The organism is Pseudomonas sp. MD195_PC81_125, assembly GCF_014060985.1.
Taxonomy (GTDB): domain Bacteria; phylum Pseudomonadota; class Gammaproteobacteria; order Pseudomonadales; family Pseudomonadaceae; genus Aquipseudomonas; species Aquipseudomonas parakoreensis.
The window spans coordinates 1-515 of the sequence record NZ_JABULD010000982.1; the positions used below are offsets into that span (position 1 = coordinate 1).

The window sequence follows — 515 nt, forward strand, 5'->3', positions numbered from 1 at the left end:
ATATGTTGCTTAACACGGCGCTTTTGCGCGTAGCGACTAGCCTGTAATGGTGCGGGTTGTAGCAGTCCCCGCACCAGCAGTGTGCAGTTCGGTGACGCGAGCTGTTACAGGCTGGTTGCACGTCGTTTGGTGCCGCGGTTGCAATGATGGCGCAAGCGGGTTGCGCCTGAGATTTAAAAAGGTTTCACCTTCCGCGGTTTAGACGGTTGCACGCCCAATGAAAATGGGAACGAAACAGTCGAAATAACAAGAAAGCAGCGACTTTTTGAAGAATAAAAAACCGATGGCACGGCGCTTGCTCAGAGCATTCAGTGAAGTGAAGTCGCAGTGCCAACTAAAAAAAACCTTGGAGCACCACCTCATGTCCCAGACGTTTTACAAGAAAGGCTTTCTGGCCCTCGCAGTGGCTACTGCGTTGGGTGTTTCTGCGTTTGCTCAAGCTGATGTGAAAATCGGTGTAGCGGGTCCAATGACTGGCGCCAACGCGGCATTTGGCGAGCAGTACATGAAGGGTG

1 pseudogene is annotated in these 515 nt (G+C 52.2%); it reads left to right on the forward strand.

Features of this window, described 5'->3' with window-relative positions:
* Window positions 1-265: 265 nt before the first annotated feature.
* Window positions 266-515 (forward strand): annotated as a pseudogene (locus HT737_RS32270) (branched-chain amino acid ABC transporter substrate-binding protein); the annotation flags it as partial.